Source organism: Pseudorhodoferax sp. LjRoot39 (genome assembly GCF_964253035.1).
GTDB lineage: Bacteria > Pseudomonadota > Gammaproteobacteria > Burkholderiales > Burkholderiaceae_C > Pseudorhodoferax.
This window is the reverse complement of record NZ_CAXUQL020000002.1, coordinates 125564-143560: the sequence shown is the minus strand read 5'-3', so window position 1 is coordinate 143560 and position 17997 is coordinate 125564. Positions and strand designations below refer to the sequence as shown.

Here is a 17997-nt window from a genome sequence, read left to right as displayed (position 1 = left end):
GTCCCTTTCCCGAACTGGGATAGTGCCCTAGAACCGCTGCCCTACCAAGGCCAAGGGCCCCCACTTACGCAGCGCAGGCCTCGGCATACCAGTTGGCGTAGGGTGTGCTTTTTGCAAGCCGGCGGTTGTAGTCCGGTGCTCCGTCCAACCACCACACCGGCCCACGCTCCCCCAGCGCGCGCTTCGCGTCATCGACCCGGGACCGCGCCGCAGACCGCGCGGCATCATCCGGGGCATCGCGAACAGAGCGCCGGGCGTCCATGAGTTCATGGACAAGCTGCAACCGGTGCTCGACAGGCAACGCTGGATTGGCGGCACGCCAAAGTCGGCCGCGCACAACCAGGTAGCGGCCGTCAGACGTTCGCAGGGGCTGCTGCTTCGCCGCAGACACCATGCTGCGGTCCATTCAGCGGCGCGAGCGCCGCTTAGGCTTTGGCTTGACCGTGCTCCCGGTCCAGAAATCCAGCATGCTTTGAACAGCGGTGGTCTGCACGCTGGCGACCTGCCGCTTGGTTGCCGCAGTGGTTCTGGATCTGGCGCTTGCGGCTGCGGTGTTCGCCGCGCTCAGCCAGATGCTGAGCATGGGGTTCTTCTTGGCCCAAGGGTTGTTCATGGGTTCAACAAACAAAACGGGCCTCGCGTCTGCACGCCAAGCCGGTGCGGCGCCTGCGCTGGTCCAGCACGACGGCCTAACGACCGCGAGCCGTATCGTCGCGTGACGGGCCGGCTTCGGATTCCCTGACTTGCCTTTCGTGCTCGGTCGCGGCCGCGCCGCGGTCGCCTCGGGCGTATTCGTACGCCGTGCTGGGGCCGTCTGGCGCGATGTCCGCGGGTGGGTTGGGATCTCGGGGGGAAGTGCCGGGCAACGATGCCTCGCTGCGCGCGCCTTGGTGTGCGCCCGGGCTGACGTCTGCGTTCGGCCCCTCGGCGTCAGCGGCGGTGTTGTGGTGTGCGGCATCCTGTGCCGACGGCGACCATTTGGCTCGGCTCATGGCTTCTCCTTCTGGTTGAAAGAGCGACTATGGGCGCAGACCTCGCTCTGCTCTCGTCAGCGTTCCATCGGTCAAGATGTCAGCCGACGCGCCCCGCCGGGAGTCTGCGTCGCTCTGTACGTAGGCGCATTCCCACGAACTCTCAGCCGGCGAGCCATTCCCGAGGACAGCGTCATTGCCGTAGGCTGTAGTCTCGCTTCGGGAGACCCGCATGGCCACCGCGCGTTCCATCGCCTCGCTCACGCTCAGTTTCGGCTTGGTCAACATCCCCGTACGCCTGTACTCGGCGACGGAGTCTGGCTCGGACGTGCGCTTCAACATGCTTGCCAAGGACGGCTCGCGCCTGAAGCAGCAGTACGTCTCGGAGAAAACCCAGAAGGTCGTGGCCCGCGCGGAGATGATCAAGGGCTATGAGGTCGAGAAGGACCACTTTGTGCTGTTCAGCCAGGACGAGCTGAAGGCGCTTGAGGAAGCCAGCAGCCACGTCGTCGACATCGTGGCGTTCATCCCCGAGAAGAGCGTGGACCCGCTGTATTACGACAAAGCCTACCTTCTCGCGCCCGACAAGCGCGGCGGCAAGCCGTACCAGCTGCTGATGGCGGCCATGCGCAAGAGCGGCCGCTGCGCTCTGGCCAAGTGGGCGTGGAAGGCGAAGCAGTACGTGGTGCAGATCAGGCCTTCGGAGGACGGCCTAGTGCTGCAGCAACTGCGCTACGCCGATGAAGTGCGCATGCCGAGCGCGCTCGGCATCGAGAGAGCTGATGTCAGCCCCAGTGAGCTGCAGCTGGCCCTGCAGCTCATCGACCAGATTGCCGAAGACAGCTACGACCCGACCCAGTTCGAAGACGAAGAGAAGCAGCGCGTGCTGGCGGCCATCGACAAGAAGATCGCCGGCAAGCAGATCGTCGCGTCGGCGCACCCGGAGGATGCCGTGGCGGGCGGCCAGGTTGTCGACCTCATGGCGGCCCTGCAGGCCAGCCTTGGCAAGCGCAAGCCAAGCGGCAAGGATGCCGGAGCGTCGACGTCGAAGGTCACCGCCTTGTCCGATGCCAAGGAGCGAAAGGCCGTGAAGCGACCGGTCAAGGCCGCAGCACCTGTCGCAGCGCCGCCTGCCGCCTCACCCAGCCGGGCACGCAAGTGACATCTGCTCATGCGCCAGGCGTGTGGACCCTGCGTCGGGTCCAGGACATGCTGGGCCTGTCCCGCCACACCGTGGCCGGGCTCATCGCACAGGAGTTCGTCCGTCCAGCGCGTGGGCCGCGCAACGAGATGCGGTTCTCTTTCCAGGACTTGGTGCTGCTGCGCACGGCGTACGACCTGCGCCGGGCCCGCATTCCTCCTCGCACCATCCTGCAGGCGCTGGCGAACTTACGCGACGCGCTCCCGCCGACACTGCCTTTGACCGGCTTGCGCCTCACCGCCGAGGGACCGGACGTGGTGGTGCGCGAGGCGGGCCTGCCGCGGGACGCAGCGACCGGGCAGCTCGTGATGGACTTCGAGATGGTGACGGCCGACGACGGTAGCTTGGCGGTCGTGAATGGACCCGCTCGCGAGGCCTCGCGGCCCGCTGCCCAAGCTGCTCAGGAGCACCTCGCGCGCGGCGATGCCTTGGGAGCCGAGGACCGTAAAGCGGCAATGGATGCGTACCGCCAGGCCATCGCACTGGACAGCACGCTGCTGCCCGCGTACGTCGCGCTCGGTGCAATGCTGTGCGAGGACGGCGTCTGCGCAGAGGCTGTGGTCGTTTTCGAGCAAGCCCTTGCCAACGGCGTTGCTGATGCGTATCTGCATTTCAACCACGCCATCGCTCTGGAAGACACGGACCAGCGGCAGGCTGCCGTGTCCAGCTACAGGTCAGCTCTGCAACACGACCCGCAGTTCGGGGATGCCCATTTCAACCTGGCCAGGCTGCTGCAGCGCGAAGGGGACGTGCAAGGGGCCCTGAGGCACTGGAGCGCGTACCGGCGCATCGAGCGCGGGCTGGGGCGCTGATCAGCGCGGCTGCTCTCAAGAATTCAAATACCGGGCAGCGCGTCGGTCTCTGAAGGTGTCGACTGCGGCATCACCGGAGGATTGCCCGGGAGCGGATTCTGCGGCCGGTCGATATGGCTCGGCTGCGGCGACAGCGCCGGACTGGGCTGCGGGATGTTCGGTTGCTGCTGTTGCTGCTGCTGCATCCGCAGCAGGGTGGAGTTGTCGAGCATGGCAGGTCTCCCTTCGTGACTACTCGGCGGTTCCAAGGATGCTGCCAGGGTCGTTGTCGCGCGGCGTGCGCGTTCGCGTTGTGCCGTCCTCGCGCGGGGCCTGGGTCTCGCCCACCGTGGGTTGCGGCGCCGAGCCTTTGTCCTGGGCGGCCGCGGGAAGCGCGGACAGGGTGATGGCAGCGACGAGCGCCGCAAAGCGGTCCGCCGGAATGACGAAGGTGGTTCTTTCGGTCATGGCCGTCTTAGTGGCTCCGCAGATACTCACGCACCTTGTCGGCGGAGTTGCCGACGGCTTGCACGGCCTCCCTCAGCTTGTCCTCCGTCGTGCCCAGGCTCTTGGCCCAGTCGCGCCGCTCGTAGTCTTCTGCGATGCTGATGCGCTGGCGATCCGCTGCGGTCTGGCCCTTGTCGTCTGCCATGATTGCCTCCTTGAACTGTGGATCGGTCCATCGTGGCCTGTTCCGGCGGCCACGGCGTAGGACGACGCGGCAAGCTGCGGCCGGAAGCCGGCCCACCTGGACGGCCTGCTCAGGCAGCCTTCTTCGCCGGCGCGGACTTCTTGGCGGTGGTCTTCTTGCCCGCGCTTGCCTTCTTCGCGGGAGGTTTCTTGGCTGCCGCGCTCGCCGACGGTGCCTTGCCTGCAGGCTTGCGTCCGCCCTTGAGGCTGCGCTGCAGCAGGGCTGTCAGATCTACCACGTTCGCGGCCTCCGGCGCTTCCTCCTCTGGCTGGATCACGGTCTCGGTCTTGCCCGCCTTGACCTTCTTGTCGACCAGCTTCATGACCTGGTGCCGGAACTCGTCCTTGAAGTCATCAGGGTCCCAATCGCCCGACATCTCGGCGACCAGCTGCTTGGCCATCTTCATCTCGGCTGCGCTGATGTTCTTGCGGCCTGCCGCAGGCAGGTCCAATGCATCCAGGGTCTTGACCTCGTCGCCCCAGCGCAGCAGGTTCAGCACGAGCGCGGGCCCCGAAGGCACCAGCGCCGCGAGGTGCTGCTTGGTGGCGATGACGACCTTGGCCAGCGCGATCTTGCCAGTGTCGACCAAGGCCTCGCGCAACAAGGCGTAGACCTTCTCGCTTTTGTTGATCGGCGCCACATAGTACGGACGCTCCAGGAAGATGAAGGGCATCGCGCCTGCGTCAATGAAGCGCTCGATCTCGATGGTCTGAGTGGTCTTCGGAAACACCGCCTCGATCTCATCCGGGCTGACGATGACGTACTTGCCGTCCTCGTACTGCACGCCCTTGACGATGTTCTCCTTGGTGATTTCCTTGCCCGTGCGCTTGTTGATGCGCTTGTAGCCCACGGGGTCCATCGAGCGCTTGTCCAGCCAGTCGAAGTCGACGCCCTGCTCCGTCGATGCCGTGTGCAGGCCGACCGGAATGTGGACCAGACCGAAGGTGATGGCACCCTTCCAGAGCGTGCGCGATCCTGTTGCCATGTGCGGCCTCCCTGTGAGCTGCGGGGCGGGGATCCCCGGAAGCAGGCAGTGTGGGCCGCGCCGACCTTGGCGACGTAGGTCGCCGCAGGCAACCGCCGTCAGGCAGCAAGCCGACATGCACCGCAGCCGGGATGGCGGCGATACCCTACGCCGATGCCAGCCCTGCGCCAAATCGCCGTACATGTTGAAGAGCCTCACAGCGGGAAGTTCACCTGGGTACTGACCGAACGCGCCGGTGAAGACTGGCAGCCGCTGAGCAGGGCGCAGTCTCCCGTGCGCAGCTACAAGCTTGCCATGGCCGAGGGGCTGCTGGCACTGCAGGACTTGGTGCAGGATCTGGACCTGGGACCGAGAGCGCGGCAGGAGAAGGCGGACACGCCTTCTGCCTCTGCCGCGCCTCGGCCGGCGAGCACCACGCCGGCGAAGGGCGCGTACTTCGGATTCGGGCCCGCGCGTTAGCCCGCAACTCGAGGCTTGCTGCAGACCATGCGCGTCGCGACCTGGAACATCAACAACGTGCGCAAGCGTCTGGACGTGCTGCTGGACTGGCTGGAGCGTGCCCAGCCCGATGTGGTCGCGCTGCAGGAGCTGAAGGCGCCAGGTGCGGACTTCCCGGCGAAGGCGCTGGCGGCCGCTGGCTACCAGAGCCTCGTGGTCGGCCAGCGTGCCTGGAATGGCGTAGCCTTGCTCGCGCGTGGCCACGAGCCATTGCCCGTCGTGACCTCCCTGCCCGGTGATCCGAAGGACAAGGAGGCCCGCTACGTGGAGGCGGCCATCAACGGCGTCCTCTTCGCCAGCCTGTACCTGCCCAACGGCAACCCTTGCCCAGGTCCCAAGTTCGATGTCAAACTGGCGTGGTTCGAGCGCCTGCGTCTACGCGCGCAGGCGCTGTGGGATTCCGGCCAGCCGGTCGTGCTGATGGGTGACTGGAACGTGGTGCCCACGGATGCCGACATCTACAAGCCGGACACCTGGCGCGACAACGCATTGCTGCAGCCGGAACCGCGCGAGCAATTCGCCGCGGTGCTGACGCAGGGATGGATCGACGCCTTGGAGACCACCCATCCAGGTGGCAAGCAGTTCACGTTCTGGGACTACCGGCGCAAGCGCTGGGAGCGCAACGCTGGGCTGCGGATCGACCACATCCTGGTGAGCGCCGCACTGAAGGTCCAACGCGCGGGCGTGGACCGGGAAGAGCGCGGCCGCGAAGATGCCAGCGACCACGCTCCGGTCTGGGCAGAGCTGACGCCGGCAAAGGCCAAGCGGGCGTCCCGCACGGCGTTGAAGCCCATCCGACCCGTCCGCTCCAGCACGAAGACCAGCAAGGTGTCCGCTCCACTTCCCGACGGCAATGCCCCACTCGCGCGATACAACGCCAAGCGCGACTTCTCCAAGACGGCCGAGCCTGCCGGCAAGGCCCAGACACGCACAGAGGCCAGCGGGCAAGGTCTGGCTTTCATCATCCAGAAGCACTGGGCCTCCCGCCTGCACTACGACCTGCGCCTGGAGCTGGACGGCGTCATGGTGTCGTGGGCCGTGCCCAAGGGGCCCTCGTACGATCCCGCCGTCAAGCAGATGGCGATCCATGTCGAGGACCATCCCATCGACTACAACCGCTTCGAAGGCAGCATTCCCAAAGGCGAGTACGGTGGCGGCAAAGTCATCGTCTGGGACCAGGGCACCTGGGAGCCGGTTGGCGCCGCGCGCGAGGGCCTGGTCAAGGGCAAGCTCATCTTCCATCTCCATGGGCAAAAGCTGGCCGGTCTGTGGGAGCTCGTGCGCATCTCCAAGCCGGGCGCGAAGAAACAGGACCAGTGGCTGCTCCTGAAGAAGCGCGGCGATGCATGGGCCCGGCCCAGTACGGAGTACGACGTCATCAAGGCGCTGCCCGACAGCGTCAACGCCAAGCCGCTCGGCCTGGTCGAAGAGCGTGAGCCGAAGCGCGTGCGCGTACCGGCGCTGAAGGCACCGAGTTCCGCGGACATGCAGCTGGCCCGGCGTGCGCCGTTGCCCGCCAAGCTGCAGCCCCAGCTTGCGACGCTGGTGTCGTCGGTCCCGCAGGGCAACTGGATCGTCGAGTCGAAGTTCGACGGCTACCGCCTGCTTGCCCGAGTGGACCGCGCAAGCGTTCGCCTCTTCACCCGCAATGGCCACGACTGGAGCGACAAGCTCGAGCCCATTGCCCAGGCCATCGCCGCGCTGGGTCTGGACACCGCCTGGCTGGACGGCGAGATCGTGGTGCTCAACGATGCCGGCCTACCCGACTTCAACCGCCTGCAGAACGCCATCGACAACGGCCGCACGCAGGATGTCGAGATGTTCGTCTTCGACCTGCCCTACCTGGACGGCATGGACCTGCGCGAAGTGCCGCTGGCCAGCCGTCGCGCCGCGCTGCGGCAGCTCTTCGAGGAGCGCGACGAGGAGATCGTCCGATTCAGCCAGTCCTTCGAGGTCCTGCCAGGCCAACTGCTGGAGGCCGCTTGCCAGATGGGCATGGAAGGGGTCATGGTTAAGCGCGCGGACGCGAAGTACACGCCAGGCCGAACGGAGAGCTGGCTCAAGCTCAAGTGCCAGCACCGGCAGGAGTTCGTCGTGGTCGGGTACACCGACCGCGCCGGTGCTGCCGGCGAAGTGGGAAGCTTACTTCTGGGGTACCACGAGGGGACGGCGTTGCGCTTTGCAGGCTCCGTCGGCACGGGATGGAGTTCGACGACGGCGCGCGAACTAAATTCGTTGCTCGGCAAGCTGCGGGTCGGCAAGCCAGCCGTGGCCCCGGAAGACGCCAAGCCGGGCCGATGGTCACGGCGGGCGGCTGGCAGCGAACGATGGGTCCAACCCAGCGTCGTGGTCGAGGTGGCGTTTGGGGAATGGACGCCCGACGGGAAGGTCCGCCATGCGGTCTTCCGGGCCGTTCGCACAGACAAGCCCGCGGCGCTCATCGTGCGCGAACGCGCGAAGGCGCTGGGCGGCGTTGCCCCGGCCCAGGCGAAGCCGGCCAGCACCGCGATCAAGGTCACCAACCCCGAGCGCGTCATCGACCCCTCGACCGGCTTGCGCAAGGTCGACCTGTTGCGCTACTACGAAAGCGTGGCCGACTGGATGCTGCCACACCTGAAGGGCCGGCCGGTGTCGCTGGTGCGCGGGCCGAATGGCGTCACCGGCGAGCTGTTCTTCCAGAAGCATGATGACAAGTTATCGATTCCGCATGTGCGCAACTTGCCCGCGCGCCTGTGGCCCGGCCACGCGGAGCTGCTCGAAGTCTCTTCCGCAAAGGCCCTGGTGGCGTGCGCCCAAATGAACGTGATCGAGTTCCACACCTGGAACTCCGTGGCGCGGTCCATCGACAAGCCCGACCGCATCGTGTTCGACCTAGACCCTGGCGAAGGCACGCCGTGGCAGCACGTGCAGGAAGCAGCCATCCTCCTGCGCGCATTTCTGGAACAGCTGGAGCTGCAATGCTGGCTCAAGACGTCCGGTGGCAAGGGACTGCATGTGGTGGTGCCGCTGGCACCTCGGTTGGGCTACGACGAGGTCAAGGATTTCTCGCAGGCCGTGGTGAAGCACCTCGCACGGACGATTCCCTCGCGGTTCGTCGCCAAGAGCGGCCCGCGCAACCGCGTCGGCAAGCTCTTCGTGGACTACCTGCGCAATGGCCACGGTGCAACGACCGCGGCCGCGTTCTCCGCGCGCTCGCGCGCTGGCCTGGGTGTGTCGATGCCCGTGGCGTGGGAGCAGCTGGCCGAGCTCAGGAGTGGAGCGCAATGGACCATCGCCACGGCGCGCGACTACCTGAGTTTTCAGAAAGACGATCCTTGGGCGGCGTACTGGAAGCACCGGCAGACGCTCACGCGGGCACAGAGGATTCTGGGCGGAGCTGCGAGTAGATGAGGCAAGGGGTGCAGGCATTCTCATTACCCGCTCCTGTTTAGGGTTGTGAGATACCTGCCCGGCAAGCCGCAGGTCGTGGATGAGCCACGACCTGAGGGCAGGTGTCGCACAAGCCTCGAGGGAGGAAACCGCGGATTGCGTCGCTGCGGCAGTTTGCCGCGGCAGGCTATGGGGATTTGAGCAACGCGATGCTGGTCCTGGCGGCCAGGCTGTGGGTCCGCGCATGCCGGATGGCGCCGCCCATGACGGCGCCGCCTGATCGGATGGACCAGCAGCAGCCGGCCAACTGTGGTCCACGATGGTGACGCAGCTGCCACGCGCACGATTGCCCAGCCGGTGCAGGCCACTGGCCGATCAGCGCGTGTTGCGATCCGTGCGTGCCGTCGCTGGTCATGGCGGCGGTGCGCGGATGGCCATGCCGCGCATGAAGACCAGCAAGATGCTCATTGCCTGCCCGCAGTGCCGGCAGATGAAGGTGGCAGCTGGCGGGGCCGACGCAGCAGCGTCACTGTCCGCCGCGAGGGGCGCTGGCGGAGCCTGGAGCAGCTCGCGCGCCAACGCCAGGCTGGCCGTGCGGCAGCCGTTGGCCAGCAACCCGTAGTGACGGATGCGGTGCAGGCCTGCAGGCAGTACGTGTAGCAAGAAGCGGCGCATGAACTCCGCCGGATCCAGCGTCATGGCCTTGTGGCGCGTGCGGCCCTTGGCGCGGTAGTCCTTCCAGCGGAACGTCACGCCGCGCTCGTCCATCGCCAGCAGCCGGCTGTTGGAGATCGCCACCCGGTGGGTGTAGCGCGACAGATAGGCCAGCACGGACTGCGGCCCGGCGAAGGGACGCTTAGCGTAGACCACCCACTCGACCCGGCGCAGCGGTGCCAGCCAGCGCTTGAAGGCCGGTGCGCCGGCAAGGGTGGCCTGCTCGCCGAAGAACTGCAGCTTGCCGCCCGCGTGCAGCCGCCACAGCTCTTCAAGGAAGCGCCTTCGGAACAGGCGCGACAGCACCCGCACCGGCAGGAAGAAGCCAGGCCGGCACGCCACCCAGGTCTTGCCATCGGGGGCCAGCCCACCGCCGGGCACGATGCCGTGCACGTGCGGATGGTGCGTCAGCGCAGAGCCCCAGGTGTGCAGCACCAGTGTCGCCCCGATCCTGGCGCCCAGGTGCTTCGGATCGGCGGCGATGGTCAGCAGCACCTCGGCGGCCAGGTCGAACAGCAGCCCATAGAGCACCGCCTTGTTCTGGTACGCGATGTCCGCCACGGGCGCCGGCAGCGTGAACACCACGTGGTAATACTCCACCGGCAGCAGATCGGCCTGGCGCGCATCGAGCCAGCGCTGTGCCGCCGCGCTCTGGCACTTGGGGCAGTGCCGGTTGCGGCAGGAGTTGTAGGAGACCTGGTCGGTACCGCAGCCTTCGCAGCGCAGCACGTGGCCACCCAGCGCCGCGCTGCGGCACTGTGCGATGGCCGACATGACCTTGAGCTGGCCCAGGCTCAGGTGGCCGCGCTGGGCGGCACGCCAGGCCGGGCCATGCTGGTGGAAGACATCGGCCACCTCCAGGGCTGGCCGTCCCATGGCTGCACCTCAGGACGGCGGCAGCGGCTCCAGCGGGCCGATCACCTCGCGCAGCAGATCGGTGGCCACGTGGGTGTAGATCGCCGTCGTCTCCAGCCGCTTGTGGCCCAGCAGCACCTGGATCACGCGAATGTCCACCTTGCGCTCCAGCAGGTGCGTTGCGAACCCGTGGCGCAGCGTGTGTGTGGAGACGCGCTTGTCGATACCGGCCGCTTCAGCGGCCGCATGAATGGCGCGGTTGAGCTGGCGCGGCGTCAGTGGGTCGGTCGGGTCCATGCCCGGGAACAGCCAGCCACCGGGCCGCATGCGGCCCTGCGCATTGGCGACGCGCCACCAGGTGCGCAGACGCTGCAGCAACACCGGGCTGAGCATCGCGTAGCGGTCCTTGCGGCCCTTGCCTTGCTCCACCCTCAACGTCATGCGCTCGCCATCCACGTCGGTGACCTTCAGGTGGACGACCTCGCTGGCGCGCAGGCCCGCGCCATAGGCAACCGACAGCGCGGCCTGGTGCTTGACGTTGGTGGCCGCGGCGATCAGGCGCGTGGTCTCCTGCACGCTGAGCACCACGGGCACCTTGTGCGGCAGCTTGACCGGATGCATGCGGGCCATCAGGTCCACGCGCTGCAGCGTGACGTCGAAGAAGAAACGCAGGCCGGTCTGCGTGGCGTTCAGCGTCATGGGCGAAGTGCCCGAGTCCACCAGGTGCAGTTGGAAGTTGCGCAGGTCTTCCACGCTGGCCGTGTCCGGCGAGCGGTGCAGGTAAGCGGCCAGCTTGCGCACGGCCCGGATGTAGGCCACCTGCGTGCGTGGATCCAGCTTGCGGATGCGCATGTCTTCGAGCATGCGCTGGCGCAGCGGCGTGACCGCCGGAATGATCGTGTCCATGGTTGCAGCTCCGTCGATGAGCGAGGCGGGATTGCCTCGACATCGACGGTGGCAGCAACGCGGGAATCAAGCGGCCACGCGTCGCGCGGAGCGCCTACCGCGCGAGCGGTTTAGTCCGTCGGCCACAAGGCGCCATTGAGCGAGGTTGGTGTCGACGACTGGTTCACACAGAAGCGGACGCTTGAGTTGTGCCTTCGAGTTCTTACTCGCCACACGTGCAAAATTGGCGCGCGCTGCCTGTGGATTGCGAGCGCCGAACAGAACCGGCCGACGGATGACCCCGCTTGGCCGAAGGACAGTCACTGCGGCGGAGGCAGCTTGATCTGACGCGCGATCCTCGCCCACTCGACGGTCTCGCTTCGGAAGGCGCGGTCTGTCTCTTCGGGCGTCGTGGTGGCGACATTGAGGCCGAGGTCGGCCAGCTGCCGCTTGACGGCCGGTTCGTTCAGGACCTGGGCCGTGTCCAGGTGAATCTTCTGGAGCACAGGCCCGGGAGTTCCCTTCGGCGCGATGAAAGCGAGATAGGGCGTGATGTCCACGCCGGGATACGCCTCGTTCACCGCGGGCACCTTCTCGAAGCCGGCGATCCGCTTCGGGCCGAACGACGCAATCATCTTCATGCGGTTGGCCTTGACGAATTGCACGCTCGAGTCATGCGGGTTGATGACCAGGTCCAGGCGCCCGCCCATGAGTTCCGACAGGGCTTGCGACCAACCCGGGAAGTTCACGTGGACCATGTCGATGCCCGACGCGTACATGAACTGCCGGAACCCCGCGTAGGTCGCGCCGAGGCCGCCTGTGCCCCAATTGAGTTGGCCCGGATTTGCCTTCGCATAGGCCACCAGTTCGGGAATCGAGTTGAACGGCGCGTCGTTGCGGGCGACCAAGGCCATCTCCAGGTTCACCACACGCGTGATGCCACTGAAGTCATCGTAGGTGTAGGGGATGGTCTTGTAGAACAAGGGGTTGTTGGCGACCGTCGCCCCGGTGACGCCGATCGTGTAGCCGTCCGGCTTGGACTTGACGATGTAGTCGGTGGCAATGATGTTGCTGGCGCCGGGCTTGTACTCGATGACGACAGGCTGCTTCCACTTCTCCTGCAGCAGCGGCGCGATGATCCGGAACACCTGGTCACCGCCGCCAGGGGTGAACGGCAGGATGATGCGCACCGGCGCCTTGGGCCAGTCCTGGGCAGCGGCCAGGGTCGGCACGAGCGTCGTGGCGGCGATGCCTGCTGCGGCACACAGAGACAGCATCGATGTCGTCATCTTCATTTCAGGAACTCCGCGAGTTGCGTTTCGGTCAGGTTGTCCTTTTCCCAGGCCGCCTGTGAACGGCAGCGGCTGGGGTCTTCATCCCGGTCTTCGTAGTAGCGCTGGTAATGGGCGAAGGCCTCGTAGACGCGCCGCAGCTCCTCCACCGCCGTGCCGTGCAGGTCAACGCGCAGGTCCCACAGGGCCTGCGGCTTCTGAGGCCCGGTCACGACCACGCATGCCGAGCGCTCGGCCATGTGGGAGGTGCCGCTGCCTTGGCCCCCGGCATCGCGGCCGTGCTCCAGCGACTGGATCAACCGCTCGACCAGCGGCCGCCCTGGGTCGGCACAGAAGCCGGCGGCCATCGCGTCCAGCACGTGTTCGCCGACGAGGACGTTGCCAAACACCACGTGGTCGGTGCCGACCTTGTGGCCGGCCCATCCGGCAACGGCGCTTCCTGTGTGGGCCGCCACGCGCCCATCTCTGGTCATGACGGCGATCTGGCGAAGGCTTTCGTGTGGGTCATCCTGCACCAGCGCCTGCACAACGCCATGGCTGGAGTAGCCGAGCGCGAGCAACTTGTTCGCCAGGTGGGCGTTTCCTTTGCGCACGTTGGCCTGCGTCATGGCAACGCCGAAGCCGCCATGGGCGCCCTGGGCAAAGGAGCCGCATGCCAAGGAGTAGGTTGCTATGGCGATGCCGATCTCATGGGTCTCGGGGCAGCGGCCGATCACGGAGTAGGTCATGTCGAGGGAAGTGGGTTGATGCACCCGATTCTTCCGGCCCCGTTGCGCTGCGAAAAGCAGGAAATCTGGAGCGACCCCTCGGAAAATCCGCTGGCCACCAAGGGCCTGGAGCCGGGAGGGGCGGGGGCGTCAGCTCACGCGGACCGCAGCTTCGGTCGCTCCAGATGTTCCTGGTTGGCCAGGAAGTCGAGCAGCGCCCGTGACTGCCTGGACAGTTCGTCGCGGCTGCGCACGCAGAGCTTCAGCGGGAGCTTGGCCCACGAGTCCTCCAACTCGGTGATGCGCAAGGGAACGCGCTGCTGCATGCGCTCGGCGGCCGATGCCGGGACGATGCCGATGCCGACCCCATCGGCCACCAGCTCGCAGGTCATCGAGAAACTCCGCAGCTGCACGCTGTAGCGCAGCGGCTTGCCTTCGTCGGCCGCATGCTGCTGCAGCATGGTGTGCATCCAGCTGCCGCGGCCGGGGCCGACGAACTCGAAGTCCAGGAAATCGACGAAGCGCCGGCCGACGAGCGGTGGGAGTTCCCGGCTGGAAATCACCACGTAGCGGTCCAGCGCGAACGGGATCGTCTCCAGCCCTTTGGTGTCCACGGGCTCTGCCACCACGCCGATGTCTGCACTTCCATCGACGACCGCCTGCGGAATCTGGTGATTGACCACCTCCTCGATGGTCAGGGTGGTGCTGGGATTGCGGCGCAGGTAGATGCTGATCGGCTGGTGCAGGAATTCGTACAGCGAGACCGTGTTGCAGTAGAGCTTGATGAAGCTCTTGGCGCGGTTGCCGTACTCCGCCATATCGTCGTTCATGCGTTGAACTTCGTTCAGCAGGCGAAAGCCGTGCTCCAGCAGCTTGCGGCCGGCCTCGGTGGGTACCACGCCCGTGCGCGCACGGGTCAGCAAGGGCGTGCCCATCTCGATCTCCATCTCCTTGATGCGTGCGCTGATGGACGCCGCGGCGCGGTGCGACCGCTCTGCACCCAGCGCGATGCTGCCGGCCTGCACCACGTTGACGAAGATTCGCAGGTCGGAGATGTCGAAACGCACCATGTCGTGGTCCAGGAGGTGATGCTGGGGAGAGAAGTTGCCGTCGGAGCGAGGCTCGCATGCAAGCTTGGTGCCTGCAACAGGTCAACGGACTAAACCGCTCGCGCGGTAGGCGCTCCGCGCGACGCGTGGCCGCTTGATTCCCGCGTTGCTGCCACCGTCGATGTCGAGGCAATCCCGCCTCGCTCATCGACGGAGCTGCAACCATGGACACGATCATTCCGGCGGTCACGCCGCTGCGCCAGCGCATGCTCGAAGACATGCGCATCCGCAAGCTGGATCCACGCACGCAGGTGGCCTACATCCGGGCCGTGCGCAAGCTGGCCGCTTACCTGCACCGCTCGCCGGACACGGCCAGCGTGGAAGACCTGCGCAACTTCCAACTGCACCTGGTGGACTCGGGCACTTCGCCCATGACGCTGAACGCCACGCAGACCGGCCTGCGTTTCTTCTTCGACGTCACGCTGCAGCGCGTGGACCTGATGGCCCGCATGCATCCGGTCAAGCTGCCGCACAAGGTGCCCGTGGTGCTCAGCGTGCAGGAGACCACGCGCCTGATCGCCGCGGCCACCAACGTCAAGCACCAGGCCGCGCTGTCGGTTGCCTATGGCGCGGGCCTGCGCGCCAGCGAGGTCGTCCACCTGAAGGTCACCGACGTGGATGGCGAGCGCATGACGTTGAGGGTGGAGCAAGGCAAGGGCCGCAAGGACCGCTACGCGATGCTCAGCCCGGTGTTGCTGCAGCGTCTGCGCACCTGGTGGCGCGTCGCCAATGCGCAGGGCCGCATGCGGCCCGGTGGCTGGCTGTTCCCGGGCATGGACCCGACCGACCCACTGACGCCGCGCCAGCTCAACCGCGCCATTCATGCGGCCGCTGAAGCGGCCGGTATCGACAAGCGCGTCTCCACACACACGCTGCGCCACGGGTTCGCAACGCACCTGCTGGAGCGCAAGGTGGACATTCGCGTGATCCAGGTGCTGCTGGGCCACAAGCGGCTGGAGACGACGGCGATCTACACCCACGTGGCCACCGATCTGCTGCGCGAGGTGATCGGCCCGCTGGAGCCGCTGCCGCCGTCCTGAGGTGCAGCCATGGGACGGCCAGCCCTGGAGGTGGCCGATGTCTTCCACCAGCATGGCCCGGCCTGGCGTGCCGCCCAGCGCGGCCACCTGAGCCTGGGCCAGCTCAAGGTCATGTCGGCCATCGCACAGTGCCGCAGCGCGGCGCTGGGTGGCCACGTGCTGCGCTGCGAAGGCTGCGGTACCGACCAGGTCTCCTACAACTCCTGCCGCAACCGGCACTGCCCCAAGTGCCAGAGCGCGGCGGCACAGCGCTGGCTCGATGCGCGCCAGGCCGATCTGCTGCCGGTGGAGTATTACCACGTGGTGTTCACGCTGCCGGCGCCCGTGGCGGACATCGCGTACCAGAACAAGGCGGTGCTCTATGGGCTGCTGTTCGACCTGGCCGCCGAGGTGCTGCTGACCATCGCCGCCGATCCGAAGCACCTGGGCGCCAGGATCGGGGCGACACTGGTGCTGCACACCTGGGGCTCTGCGCTGACGCACCATCCGCACGTGCACGGCATCGTGCCCGGCGGTGGGCTGGCCCCCGATGGCAAGACCTGGGTGGCGTGCCGGCCTGGCTTCTTCCTGCCGGTGCGGGTGCTGTCGCGCCTGTTCCGAAGGCGCTTCCTTGAAGAGCTGTGGCGGCTGCACGCGGGCGGCAAGCTGCAGTTCTTCGGCGAGCAGGCCACCCTTGCCGGCGCACCGGCCTTCAAGCGCTGGCTGGCACCGCTGCGCCGGGTCGAGTGGGTGGTCTACGCTAAGCGTCCCTTCGCCGGGCCGCAGTCCGTGCTGGCCTATCTGTCGCGCTACACCCACCGGGTGGCGATCTCCAACAGCCGGCTGCTGGCGATGGACGAGCGCGGCGTGACGTTCCGCTGGAAGGACTACCGCGCCAAGGGCCGCACGCGCCACAAGGCCATGACGCTGGATCCGGCGGAGTTCATGCGCCGCTTCTTGCTACACGTACTGCCTGCAGGCCTGCACCGCATCCGTCACTACGGGTTGCTGGCCAACGGCTGCCGCACGGCCAGCCTGGCGTTGGCGCGCGAGCTGCTCCAGGCTCCGCCAGCGCCCCTCGCGGCGGACAGTGACGCTGCTGCGTCGGCCCCGCCAGCTGCCACCTTCATCTGCCGGCACTGCGGGCAGGCAATGAGCATCTTGCTGGTCTTCATGCGCGGCATGGCCATCCGCGCACCGCCGCCATGACCAGCGACGGCACGCACGGATCGCAACACGCGCTGATCGGCCAGTGGCCTGCACCGGCTGGGCAATCGTGCGCGTGGCAGCTGCGTCACCATCGTGGACCACAGTTGGCCGGCTGCTGCTGGTCCATCCGATCAGGCGGCGCCGTCATGGGCGGCGCCATCCGGCATGCGCGGACCCACAGCCTGGCCGCCAGGACCAGCATCGCGTTGCTCAAATCCCCATAGCCTGCCGCGGCAAACTGCCGCAGCGACGCAATCCGCGGTTTCCTCCCTCGAGGCTTGTGCGACACCTGCCCTCAGGTCGTGGCTCATCCACGACCTGCGGCTTGCCGGGCAGGTATCTCACAACCCTAAACAAATGCCGACATCGGATTTTCCGACGCTGGCCTCGCCAGAATCAGTTTGTGCAGCCGCGGCAGTCGCCGAAGAATGCGCCGCGTCACACAGCTGCAACACACCGGATCCGACATGGACATTCGCCCCAACCTGCCAGCGCTGCAAGCGCTGATCGCACGCAAGAACCTCGACGCGCTGGTCTGCATGAGCCCGGAGAACTTCACCTACCTGGCCGGCGCCTACATCACCACGCTCAAGACGATCCGCCCTCGGCAGGCCTTTGCCATCCTGACCCGGCGCGGCACGTCACGCGCCATCGTCTGCGGTATTGAAGAAGCCCTGGTCCGCGTCGAAGGCTGGATGGCGGACGTACTGCCCTACACCGAATTCCGCGACGATCCCATCACCCGGCTGGCGGACACTTTGCAGGAGATGGGGCTCGGCTCTGCCAGCATCGGCTTCGACATGGACTACGTGCCGGTCGCGGCATTTGCTCGCCTCACAGCCCTGCTGCCCCAGGCCCAGTTCATCGACACCACCGAAGCCGTCGCCGCGGTTCGCGCCATCAAGTCTCCCACGGAGATTGCCTGGTTGGAGAAGACGACCCGCGAGACGCACCGGGCCATCGTCGAAGCGCTGGCCGAAAGCCGCCTGGGCGACACCGACCAGCTGATCGCCAACCGCATCATCAAACGCATGTTCGACTGGGGTGCCAGCGGCGTCCAGCATTTCCACCTCGCCTCGGGGCCGCGCACGCCGCAGATCCACAACGCGCCGTCACCGGACGCGACCCGCATCTCCGAGATCCTGCGGCTGGACATCGGTGGCACCTATGGCGCATATGCGAGCGATGTCGCCCGCACCTATTCCACCGGGACACCCCACCTAATGCACCGCGAGGTCTACCGCGCCTTGTGCGAGGTGCAGGCGACGACCATCGCCTCCATGCGGCCTGGCGTGACCGCAGGCGAAGTGTTCGAGACCTGCCGCGCGGCATTCGCGGACCGCGGCCTTCCGTGCACGCTACCGCTCGTCGGGCACTCCTTCGGCATCGAAGCCCATGAGAGTCCCATGATCCGTCCCGGCGAGGACACGGTGCTGGTGCCCGGCATGGTGATCAACATCGAGCCGCTCACCAAGGACGAGGACGGCAACCTGTACCACACCGAGGACCTGGTCGTCGTCACTGAGGACGGCACCCGTCTGCTGACCCATGGCCTGGCGCCGCGCGAGATCCCGGTGCTTGGGCAGGCGCTGCCGTTGGCGTAGCCGGCCTTTCTCGCGGCGCGAGCGCCGCTCCCTCTTATCCATTCCCGCTTTTTCAACCAGGGCAGCGCCCCGGGGGACGGACCACGCCCGTCTCTCG

Annotated in this window: 18 protein-coding genes; 7 read left to right on the top strand and 11 right to left on the bottom strand. The window is 66.8% G+C overall.

The window, feature by feature from the left end:
* Nucleotides 1–64: 64 nt before the first annotated feature.
* Complete coding sequence (locus tag ACSQ4M_RS35775) at nt 65–406, bottom strand: hypothetical protein (protein ID WP_436194259.1); 342 nt, start codon at nt 404–406, stop codon at nt 65–67.
* Nucleotides 407–583 (bottom strand): hypothetical protein, encoded by a 177-nt coding sequence (locus ACSQ4M_RS35770; protein ID WP_436194258.1) that lies wholly within the window; start codon nt 581–583, stop codon nt 407–409.
* Nucleotides 584–1203: 620 nt separating this feature from the next.
* On the opposite strand from ACSQ4M_RS35770, the gene ACSQ4M_RS35765 reads away from it, so the two are divergent.
* Both ACSQ4M_RS35765 and ACSQ4M_RS35760 read left to right on the top strand, forming a co-directional pair.
* Nucleotides 1204–2133, top strand: a complete 930-nt coding sequence (locus ACSQ4M_RS35765; protein WP_436194257.1) for a Ku protein — start codon at nt 1204–1206, stop codon at nt 2131–2133.
* Between the two features lie 47 nt (nt 2134–2180).
* Entirely contained in the window at nt 2181–2984 is an 804-nt protein-coding gene (locus tag ACSQ4M_RS35760; protein WP_436194256.1) for a tetratricopeptide repeat protein, read from the top strand.
* A gap of 23 nt (nt 2985–3007) precedes the next feature.
* Here the strand turns inward: ACSQ4M_RS35760 and ACSQ4M_RS35755 are convergent, their stop codons facing one another.
* From ACSQ4M_RS35755 to ACSQ4M_RS35740, 4 genes are all read right to left on the bottom strand, one after another.
* Nucleotides 3008–3196, bottom strand: a complete 189-nt coding sequence (locus tag ACSQ4M_RS35755) for a hypothetical protein (RefSeq protein ID WP_436194255.1) — start codon at nt 3194–3196, stop codon at nt 3008–3010.
* Nucleotides 3197–3215: 19 nt separating this feature from the next.
* Complete coding sequence (locus ACSQ4M_RS35750; RefSeq protein ID WP_436194254.1) at nt 3216–3431, bottom strand: hypothetical protein; 216 nt, start codon at nt 3429–3431, stop codon at nt 3216–3218.
* 7 nt (nt 3432–3438) lie between these two features.
* A complete protein-coding gene (locus tag ACSQ4M_RS35745) occupies nt 3439–3615 on the bottom strand; it encodes a DUF3606 domain-containing protein (RefSeq protein ID WP_436194253.1) in 177 nt (58 codons plus the stop codon).
* Between the two features lie 109 nt (nt 3616–3724).
* A complete protein-coding gene (locus ACSQ4M_RS35740; protein WP_436194252.1) occupies nt 3725–4639 on the bottom strand; it encodes a Ku protein in 915 nt (304 codons plus the stop codon).
* A 153-nt stretch (nt 4640–4792) separates the two neighbouring features.
* On the opposite strand from ACSQ4M_RS35740, the gene ACSQ4M_RS35735 reads away from it, so the two are divergent.
* Nucleotides 4793–5098: a hypothetical protein gene (locus ACSQ4M_RS35735; protein WP_436194251.1), complete on the top strand. Its 306-nt coding sequence runs from the start codon at nt 4793–4795 to the stop codon at nt 5096–5098.
* Between the two features lie 27 nt (nt 5099–5125).
* Nucleotides 5126–8527: a DNA ligase D gene (gene ligD / locus ACSQ4M_RS35730; protein ID WP_436194600.1), complete on the top strand. Its 3402-nt coding sequence runs from the start codon at nt 5126–5128 to the stop codon at nt 8525–8527.
* Nucleotides 8528–8917: 390 nt separating this feature from the next.
* On the opposite strand, the gene ACSQ4M_RS35725 is transcribed toward ligD, so the two are convergent.
* The 5 genes from ACSQ4M_RS35725 to ACSQ4M_RS35705 all read right to left on the bottom strand — a co-directional run bounded on the left by ACSQ4M_RS35725 (nt 8918) and on the right by ACSQ4M_RS35705 (nt 14029).
* Entirely contained in the window at nt 8918–10096 is a 1179-nt protein-coding gene (locus ACSQ4M_RS35725; protein ID WP_436190227.1) for an IS91 family transposase, read from the bottom strand.
* A 9-nt stretch (nt 10097–10105) separates the two neighbouring features.
* Complete coding sequence (locus tag ACSQ4M_RS35720; protein ID WP_436190226.1) at nt 10106–10981, bottom strand: tyrosine-type recombinase/integrase; 876 nt, start codon at nt 10979–10981, stop codon at nt 10106–10108.
* A 299-nt stretch (nt 10982–11280) separates the two neighbouring features.
* Nucleotides 11281–12255 (bottom strand): Bug family tripartite tricarboxylate transporter substrate binding protein, encoded by a 975-nt coding sequence (locus ACSQ4M_RS35715; RefSeq protein WP_436194250.1) that lies wholly within the window; start codon nt 12253–12255, stop codon nt 11281–11283.
* Complete coding sequence (locus tag ACSQ4M_RS35710; protein ID WP_436194249.1) at nt 12252–12980, bottom strand: DUF1028 domain-containing protein; 729 nt, start codon at nt 12978–12980, stop codon at nt 12252–12254. Before ACSQ4M_RS35710 ends, ACSQ4M_RS35715 begins: the two co-directional genes overlap by 4 nt.
* A 134-nt stretch (nt 12981–13114) precedes the next feature.
* On the bottom strand, nt 13115–14029 hold the full coding sequence (locus tag ACSQ4M_RS35705; protein ID WP_436194248.1) for a LysR family transcriptional regulator: 915 nt from the start codon (nt 14027–14029) through the stop codon (nt 13115–13117).
* A 203-nt stretch (nt 14030–14232) separates the two neighbouring features.
* Between ACSQ4M_RS35705 and ACSQ4M_RS35700 the strand changes: the two genes are divergently transcribed.
* From ACSQ4M_RS35700 to ACSQ4M_RS35690, 3 genes are all read left to right on the top strand, one after another.
* Nucleotides 14233–15108: a tyrosine-type recombinase/integrase gene (locus ACSQ4M_RS35700; RefSeq protein ID WP_436190226.1), complete on the top strand. Its 876-nt coding sequence runs from the start codon at nt 14233–14235 to the stop codon at nt 15106–15108.
* Nucleotides 15109–15117: 9 nt separating this feature from the next.
* Nucleotides 15118–16296: an IS91 family transposase gene (locus ACSQ4M_RS35695; protein ID WP_436190227.1), complete on the top strand. Its 1179-nt coding sequence runs from the start codon at nt 15118–15120 to the stop codon at nt 16294–16296.
* Between the two features lie 467 nt (nt 16297–16763).
* Nucleotides 16764–17900, top strand: a complete 1137-nt coding sequence (locus ACSQ4M_RS35690; protein ID WP_436194247.1) for a M24 family metallopeptidase — start codon at nt 16764–16766, stop codon at nt 17898–17900.
* Nucleotides 17901–17997: the final 97 nt, after the last annotated feature.

Coding starts and splice junctions, on each gene's coding strand:
- ACSQ4M_RS35775 (WP_436194259.1), bottom strand. CDS start 406: ATGGACCGCAGCATGGTGTCTGCGGCGAAGCAGCAGCCCCTGCGAACG.
- ACSQ4M_RS35770 (WP_436194258.1), bottom strand. CDS start 583: ATGCTCAGCATCTGGCTGAGCGCGGCGAACACCGCAGCCGCAAGCGCC.
- ACSQ4M_RS35765 (WP_436194257.1), top strand. CDS start 1,204: ATGGCCACCGCGCGTTCCATCGCCTCGCTCACGCTCAGTTTCGGCTTG.
- ACSQ4M_RS35760 (WP_436194256.1), top strand. CDS start 2,181: ATGCTGGGCCTGTCCCGCCACACCGTGGCCGGGCTCATCGCACAGGAG.
- ACSQ4M_RS35755 (WP_436194255.1), bottom strand. CDS start 3,196: ATGCTCGACAACTCCACCCTGCTGCGGATGCAGCAGCAGCAACAGCAG.
- ACSQ4M_RS35750 (WP_436194254.1), bottom strand. CDS start 3,431: ATGACCGAAAGAACCACCTTCGTCATTCCGGCGGACCGCTTTGCGGCG.
- ACSQ4M_RS35745 (WP_436194253.1), bottom strand. CDS start 3,615: ATGGCAGACGACAAGGGCCAGACCGCAGCGGATCGCCAGCGCATCAGC.
- ACSQ4M_RS35740 (WP_436194252.1), bottom strand. CDS start 4,639: ATGGCAACAGGATCGCGCACGCTCTGGAAGGGTGCCATCACCTTCGGT.
- ACSQ4M_RS35735 (WP_436194251.1), top strand. CDS start 4,793: ATGCCAGCCCTGCGCCAAATCGCCGTACATGTTGAAGAGCCTCACAGC.
- ligD (WP_436194600.1), top strand. CDS start 5,126: ATGCGCGTCGCGACCTGGAACATCAACAACGTGCGCAAGCGTCTGGAC.
- ACSQ4M_RS35725 (WP_436190227.1), bottom strand. CDS start 10,096: ATGGGACGGCCAGCCCTGGAGGTGGCCGATGTCTTCCACCAGCATGGC.
- ACSQ4M_RS35720 (WP_436190226.1), bottom strand. CDS start 10,981: ATGGACACGATCATTCCGGCGGTCACGCCGCTGCGCCAGCGCATGCTC.
- ACSQ4M_RS35715 (WP_436194250.1), bottom strand. CDS start 12,255: ATGAAGATGACGACATCGATGCTGTCTCTGTGTGCCGCAGCAGGCATC.
- ACSQ4M_RS35710 (WP_436194249.1), bottom strand. CDS start 12,980: ATGACCTACTCCGTGATCGGCCGCTGCCCCGAGACCCATGAGATCGGC.
- ACSQ4M_RS35705 (WP_436194248.1), bottom strand. CDS start 14,029: ATGGTGCGTTTCGACATCTCCGACCTGCGAATCTTCGTCAACGTGGTG.
- ACSQ4M_RS35700 (WP_436190226.1), top strand. CDS start 14,233: ATGGACACGATCATTCCGGCGGTCACGCCGCTGCGCCAGCGCATGCTC.
- ACSQ4M_RS35695 (WP_436190227.1), top strand. CDS start 15,118: ATGGGACGGCCAGCCCTGGAGGTGGCCGATGTCTTCCACCAGCATGGC.
- ACSQ4M_RS35690 (WP_436194247.1), top strand. CDS start 16,764: ATGGACATTCGCCCCAACCTGCCAGCGCTGCAAGCGCTGATCGCACGC.